Origin of the sequence: Microcoleus sp. Pol17C6 (assembly GCF_036701145.1) — a bacterium.
In the GTDB taxonomy this organism is placed as follows: Bacteria; Cyanobacteriota; Cyanobacteriia; order Cyanobacteriales; family Microcoleaceae; genus Microcoleus.
The window spans coordinates 26655-33175 of the sequence record NZ_JAUBQH010000038.1 but is presented as its reverse complement, the minus strand read 5'-3'; the positions used below and the strand labels follow the sequence as shown (position 1 = coordinate 33175).

6 protein-coding genes and 1 pseudogene are annotated in these 6521 nt (G+C 46.2%); 5 read left to right on the top strand and 2 right to left on the bottom strand.

Features of this window, described 5'->3' with window-relative positions; all coding sequences use genetic code 11:
• A pseudogene (locus tag QUA25_RS18985) lies at nucleotides 1-282 on the top strand (calcium-binding protein); the annotation flags it as partial.
• Between the two features lie 76 nt (nucleotides 283-358).
• Here the strand turns inward: QUA25_RS18985 and QUA25_RS18980 are convergent.
• The gene (locus QUA25_RS18980) at nucleotides 359-721 is read right to left on the bottom strand and encodes a hypothetical protein (RefSeq protein ID WP_333040479.1); all 363 of its coding nucleotides are present in this window, start codon (nucleotides 719-721) and stop codon (nucleotides 359-361) included.
• A gap of 401 nt (nucleotides 722-1122) precedes the next feature.
• On the opposite strand from QUA25_RS18980, the gene QUA25_RS18975 reads away from it, so the two are divergent.
• A complete protein-coding gene (locus QUA25_RS18975; protein ID WP_333040478.1) occupies nucleotides 1123-1965 on the top strand; it encodes a photosystem II manganese-stabilizing polypeptide in 843 nt (280 codons plus the stop codon).
• Nucleotides 1966-2428: 463 nt separating this feature from the next.
• Nucleotides 2429-3202: an RNA polymerase sigma factor SigF gene (locus QUA25_RS18970; protein ID WP_333040477.1), complete on the top strand. Its 774-nt coding sequence runs from the start codon at nucleotides 2429-2431 to the stop codon at nucleotides 3200-3202.
• A gap of 101 nt (nucleotides 3203-3303) precedes the next feature.
• Here QUA25_RS18970 and QUA25_RS18965 read toward each other — a convergent pair whose 3' ends face one another.
• Complete coding sequence (locus tag QUA25_RS18965; RefSeq protein ID WP_333040476.1) at nucleotides 3304-4470, bottom strand: pyridoxal phosphate-dependent aminotransferase; 1167 nt, start codon at nucleotides 4468-4470, stop codon at nucleotides 3304-3306.
• A gap of 237 nt (nucleotides 4471-4707) precedes the next feature.
• Here QUA25_RS18965 and QUA25_RS18960 point away from each other — a divergent pair, with 237 nt between their 5' ends.
• Both QUA25_RS18960 and QUA25_RS18955 read left to right on the top strand, forming a co-directional pair.
• Nucleotides 4708-5220 carry an adenine phosphoribosyltransferase gene (locus tag QUA25_RS18960; RefSeq protein ID WP_333040475.1) on the top strand — a complete coding sequence of 171 codons (513 nt, stop codon included), beginning with the start codon at nucleotides 4708-4710 and terminating at the stop codon, nucleotides 5218-5220.
• A 225-nt stretch (nucleotides 5221-5445) separates the two neighbouring features.
• The gene (locus QUA25_RS18955) at nucleotides 5446-6486 is read left to right on the top strand and encodes an ABC transporter permease (RefSeq protein WP_333040473.1); all 1041 of its coding nucleotides are present in this window, start codon (nucleotides 5446-5448) and stop codon (nucleotides 6484-6486) included.
• The last annotated feature ends 35 nt before the right edge of the window (nucleotides 6487-6521 follow it).

Genomic DNA, 6521 nt, shown 5'->3' with positions numbered 1-6521 from the left:
CCTCCTACTCCAACTTCGCCTCCTACTCCAACTTCGCCTCCTACTCCAACTTCGCCTCCTACTCCAACTTCGCCTCCTACTCCAACTTCGCCTCCGACGCCGACTCCGAGGATTCCGATTCCACCGACAGTTAGCGTGCCTGATGCTGATTCGCCCCTGCTGTCAATTAGTTCGATCCCCCCGGCGCGGACTCCCGGACTATGGCCAATGCCCGGCCCGACGCCGTTCCCGACGCCGGTGCCGAACCCGATACCTTTTCCTACACCTTTTCCTACACCTTAGGGGCTTTAGGTGCGATCGCGCCGCTCAGTGATGAGTTATGAGTTAATGTAAAACTCACTAAACTCATCACTCATAACTATTTAACGTCCTGGGGAGTTTCGGCCGAGTCTTCTGGCGACTCGGCCGGAGAATCTTCTAGAGGAGATAATTGTTGGGTGTACCCCAAGAGCGATCGAAGTTTCATGCGGTGGATGTAAGGCCAGCCGCCATTGGCTTCAATATTCCTGAGCAGTTTGTAAAGTGCTTGGCGGTTGTCGGGAAAAGACGCTTGAAACAAACCGTCCCGAATTTCCCGGTGCGAAGCTTCCAGCCTCCGCAGCAGGGCCAAAAGCAGCAGACTGTCTCCCTGACAACTTTCGGCTAAAGTCCGAATCGCCTCTGTCAGCGATTGCATTTGAGACTGCAACTTTTCTGACTCTAAATCTTTGCCGTTGTCCATACCGCTGCTTCCTTTGAAATCTACAAGGCCTTTGTCCCCAGCCTTTTGGTCAACCGACTAATCGAGCTAGTCGCGATCGCCATTCGGGGTCATAAGCAAAGTAACTTAAGTAGGTTGACTTAAGCAATATTAATTTGCAGTCCAAGTCAGGAAAAGAGCACAACCCGTCGTACCATGTGTATTGGGCTGCGATCGGAACATGATTGAGAAATCATAAGTTCATGCTTATTTTCACGGCGCACTAGCTTGATTTTCTGAGTCAATGCCTGTGTCGGTGAAGCGAGCGATCTGGATCTAAATGCTGCCCTAAGCGCTGGCCTAGCCTGCCGGCGGGCAATTATATTTTGCTCGAAGTAGGGCTTTTTCTTAATATAATCCGATGTTGGATATTGAGGTTTGCAATGAAATATCGTGCTTTAATTGTTGCACTTTTAGCATTTTGCATGAGTGCGCTGGTTGCTTGTTCTTCTGCTTCTGACACGACGGTGGCGACTACTGAGTTGCTCACCTACGACGAGATTAGAGGTACTGGCTTGGCTAATAACTGCCCTAGCTTGGCAGAAACTTCTCGGGGATCGATCCCCATCGAAGCGGGCGCCACCTATAAACTGACTGGTTTGTGTTTGCAGCCCACAACTTATTTTGTGAAGGAAGAACCAGCAAACAAACGCCAAGAAGCGGAATTTGTGCCTGGTAAATTGCTGACACGGTTCACGTCGAGCATTGACCAAGTTCAAGGTACGCTTAAGGTCGGTAATGACGGAACTCTGACTTTCACAGAAGAAGACGGCTTGGATTTTCAAGCTATTACGATTCAATTACCGGGCGGAGAGCAAGTACCTTTCTTGTTTACCATTAAAGAACTGGTAGCTAGTTCCGAACCCGGAGTAGTTGCTATCAATACTTCCACCGATTTGAGAGGGGAGTTTAACGTTCCTTCTTACCGCAGCGCAGGCTTTTTGGACCCTAAAGGTCGCGGGGTATCGACTGGCTACGACAATGCTGTAGCGCTTCCGGCTACTGACAATTCCAAACTGCAACGGTCTAATGTTAAGCTGGCTGACACTCGCACCAAGGCGGGCAGAATTTCTCTCCAAGTTGCTAAAGTTAACAGCGCCACTGGCGAAGTTGGCGGGATTTTTGAGAGCACGCAGCCTTCTGATACTGATTTGGGAGCTAGACCGGCTCTGGACGTGAAAATTCGGGGTTTGTTTTACGCTCGGATTGAGCCTTCTGTATCGTAAAATTGGCTTTCTGGATCGATCGAACTTGAGTAGTTTTTTACCCTAAAGGTACTGCTCGCTCTTCATTAGCCAACAGTCTTGAGCAACCTAACTTAGGACTGTTGACTAATGACTAAATTTATGATTTAATTGTGGTAATTCGCAAGTTATGAAGTTGGGATTTTTTATTAATTAAAGTATTGTATTCACAGCGCTTTCAGCTTATAATGTATTTTTTTAAAAAACCTGATTAAATAGGAGATTTGGTCGCAGGTCTTCTACCTGGTAAAAGTCTGCCTTATGCCGAAAACCTTCGGATAATCCCGCTAAATCCGTTCACGTTCCGAAAACTCAACTGGTGTGTCCGCTATCACACATATTAAGTGCTACGATTACACTACATAAAAGTGAATTTTTTTAGACTAGATTGGAAACTAGATCTAAAGCAACTTCAGTCCTCTGCTCTACCCACCCTTATGCCACCATGTCTACCACACTGCCGAACGAGCTAAAAAGCGAAAATTTGCAATTGTTGCGCGAGTACCAACTTTCTGGATCGAATGAAATCCGCAATCAGTTAGTTAAACTGAATATTGGACTGGTCAGAAAAGAAGTTTACCACTGGATCAACCAGTGCGGTGAAAGCTACGACGATTTGCTGCAAGTCGGATGTATTGGTTTGATCAGGGCGATCGAGCGGTTTGATATCGCCAAGGGACACGCTTTTAGTTCCTTTGCAATTCCCTACATACGGGGCGAAATTCAACACTATTTGCGGGACAAAAGCCCTTCTGTGCGATTTCCCCGCCACTGGCAGTCCCTGGAACGCAAATCAGTAGCAGCGATCAAGGAGTTGCAGGTGCAGTTAAACCGCAAACCTACGGATGCTGAAGTAGCAGCAGTCCTTGAGGTTTCTGTACAAGAATGGCAAGAAATTAAGTTGGCCCATCTCAACAGATCGCCTCTGAGTTTGGACGCGCCGATGCAAGATGAAGATGAGGGGGCTACTTGTCTGGGAGAATTGGTGCCCGATAGCAAATATCGGAGTTTTCAGTTGGCGCAAGAGGATCAAATTCGCGTACAGCAAGCTTTGGCTATGTTGGAACAACGGACTCGCGAGATATTGGAGTTTGTTTTTCTCTACGATTTGACGCAGAAAGAAACGGCTGAACGCTTGGGTATCAGTGCGGTGACAGTTTCTCGGCGAGTTAAGAAGGGGCTGGATTTGCTCAAGGAAATCATGACTAAACAGCTTTAGTGATTAGTCATTGGTCATTAGTCATTAGTCAGCAGTCAGCAGTCAGCATTAAGCTGCTACCGATAACAAATAACAAATAACCACTGACTACTAACTAATTTTTAGATGCTGCGGACAAATTTATCGAGCCTTTCTACGGCTTTTTTAATCGTGCCTAAATCGGTGGCGTAAGACAAGCGAATATGGTCGTCTGCACCGAACGCAATCCCCGGAATAACTGCTACTTGCTGCTGTTCTAAGAAAGCGTCGCAAAATTCCAAAGAATTCATTCCAGTCTTGCTGATGTTGACAAACATATAGAAAGCACCGTCTGGTTTAATACAGCTAATTCCAGGGACAGCATCGAGTAATTCAAATATTACCTGACGCCTTTCGGCAAAAGCTAGACGCATTGTTTCGACAGACTCTTGACTGCTTTCCAAAGCTGCGATCGCGCCGTACTGTGCAAAAGTACACACATTTGATGTACTGTGACCTTGAATGGTGCTGGTGGCTTTAATTAATTCGCTCGGCCCGGCCAAATAACCGACTCGCCAGCCTGTCATCGAGTAAGCTTTAGCAAAACCGCTGCTGATCAGGGTGCGATCGAAGATTTCTTGGCCTAGGGAACCGATGCTGACGTGTTGGGCGTCATCATATATAATTTTTTCGTAAATCTCGTCAGCAACGACTAAAATATCTCGATCGACTATCACCTCAGCTAACGCTTTGATTTCCGCCGTAGTATACACCATTCCCGTCGGGTTAGAAGGCGAATTCAGTACAAATAACTTGGTTTTGGGAGTAATCGCTCGACTCAGTTGTTCCGGTGTAATTTTATATCCTGTAGAAGCATCAGTCCGTACAATTACTGGCTTGCCGCTAGCGAGTTTCACCATTTCAGGGTAGCTTAGCCAGTAGGGAGCCGGAATAATTACTTCCTCTCCAGGCTCGATCAGAGCCATCATCAGATTGTAGAGGGAATGCTTGCCGCCGTTGGTGACAATGATATTTTCTGGTTGATAGTTGAGATTGTTGTCGGATTTGAGTTTGCGCGCGATCGCAGCTTTTAACTGCGGTTCCCCAGCCACAGGGCCGTACTTAGTCTTGCCCGCGTCTAAAGCTTGTTTTGCCGCTGCTTTAATGTGTTCGGGGGTATCAAAGTCGGGTTCTCCCGTACTCAAACTACAGACATCAATCCCTTCGGCCTTCATGGCTTTAGCCTTAGCGGCGATCGCCAAGGTTATGGAAGGAGAAACCTCACCCACTCGTGCTGCCAACTTAATCATTGGATTTTAGATATTAGATTTTTGACTTTCGATCATAGGGTGACAAATGTTGATATTCAACCCTGTTGTTAGGGAATTATGACATTTGTTTACATAGTACGTAAAGGATTAAGCAATTAAAGAATAAAAATTAAAGAAGCTCTTAGTTTTAATTTTTATTTTTTAATTTTTATTTTTTGACGTTATTATTGTACCATTTTTGATGCCTCGTTACCCTCAACGCCGATCTGCAAGCTTATGGATCTCAAATCTCTGATTCGCGACATTCCTGATTTCCCCAAGCCGGGAATTCTGTTTCGAGACATTACAACTTTGCTGCGCGACCCGCAAGGGCTCAGCTACACCATTGACAGCTTAGCCGAAAAATGCTCTGCAATGTCTGTTGACTATGTGGTGGGCATGGAATCCCGGGGCTTTATCTTTGGCGCGCCTTTGGCTTATAAAATGGGAATAGGCTTTATTCCTGTCCGCAAACCAGGGAAACTGCCCGGTGCGGTTCATTTTGCTGAGTATGAGTTGGAGTACGGTGTCGATCGACTGGAGATGCACCGAGATGCGATGACATCCGGCAGCCGGGTGCTGATTGTGGACGATTTAATCGCCACTGGCGGAACAGCGGCGGCCACGGCTAAATTGTTGGAACAAGCTGGCTGCGAGCTTGTCGGTTTTGCTTTTATCATTGAATTGCAGGCTTTGGGCGGCAGGCAGAAATTGCCGGATGTGCCGATCGTCACGCTAGTTGAATATTAGTTAGTTAACTGTTGGCAGTTGACAGTTGACTGCTGACAGTTGACAGTTGACAGTTGACTGCTGACAAATAATATCCTTGACCTTTGCATCGGAATTATTCATCTCTCTCTTCTCTTTCTCTGCGTTCTCTGCGTTCTCTGTGGTTAAATCATGCCGATGCAACCGGAATCAATATCATTCACAATTCTTCAAATCTAAAATCTAAAATCTAAAATCTAAAATCCTATGACTTCTATTAAATTGAATCGAAATTGGCGAAAGTTGAATTCTCTGTTTGGTGGCGAAACATTTACTTATGTTTTAAAGCGACTTTTGCAGGCACTTTTAACCCTCTTTTTGGCATCGGCTCTTTGTTTTGCAATTATTGAACTGGCACCGGGAAATTACTTGGATACATTGAGCCAAAATCCGAAGATTTCGCCGGAGACACTCAAGCAACTCGCACAGCAGTTCGGCTTAGATAAACCAGCTATTGTGCAGTATTGGCTGTGGCTGCAACAAATTGTGACGCGGGGGAATTTTGGCACGAGTTTTGTGTATCAGCGATCCGTAGCTTCGCTGCTGTGGGAACGAGTACCGGCGACGCTATTAATGGCGATCGCATCTTTGATTGTAACTTGGGCGATCGCGATTCCCTTGGGAATAGTCGCGGCCGTCAATCAAAACCGCACAGTCGATCGAGTTCTGCAAGTAGTCAGCTACACGGGACAAGGATTTCCCAGCTTTATCACAGCTTTGCTGCTGCTATTTTTTGCTCAGAATACTTCGCCTCTGTTTCCCGTCGGAGGGATGACGAGCATTGACCACGCAGACTTACCTTGGTGGGGTCAAATCCTCGATTACGGCTGGCACTTAATTTTGCCAACAGTCGCCCTCAGCCTTACTGGTTTTGCTGGTTTGCAAAGATTGATGCGCGGACAATTGTTGGACGTGCTGCGTCAAGATTATATCCGAACAGCACGGGCTAAAGGTTTGCCGGACGATCGAGTAATTTACATTCATGCTTTGCGGAATGCAGTTAATCCGTTGATTACGCTATTGGGTTTTGAGTTTGCTAGTTTGTTGAGCGGTGCGTTTATTGCCGAATATTTCTTTAATTGGCCGGGTTTGGGAAAGCTGACTCTGGATGCGGTGAACAATCAAGATTTGTATTTAGTAATGGCCAGTTTGATGATGGGCGCAACGATGTTGATTGTTGGGAATTTGTTGGCAGATTTGCTGCTAAAAGCTGTCGATCCTCGGATTAAGCTGGAAGATTTGAAATAGAAGACTTAATTCAGTAAAAGAAGGTACGCAAAGGC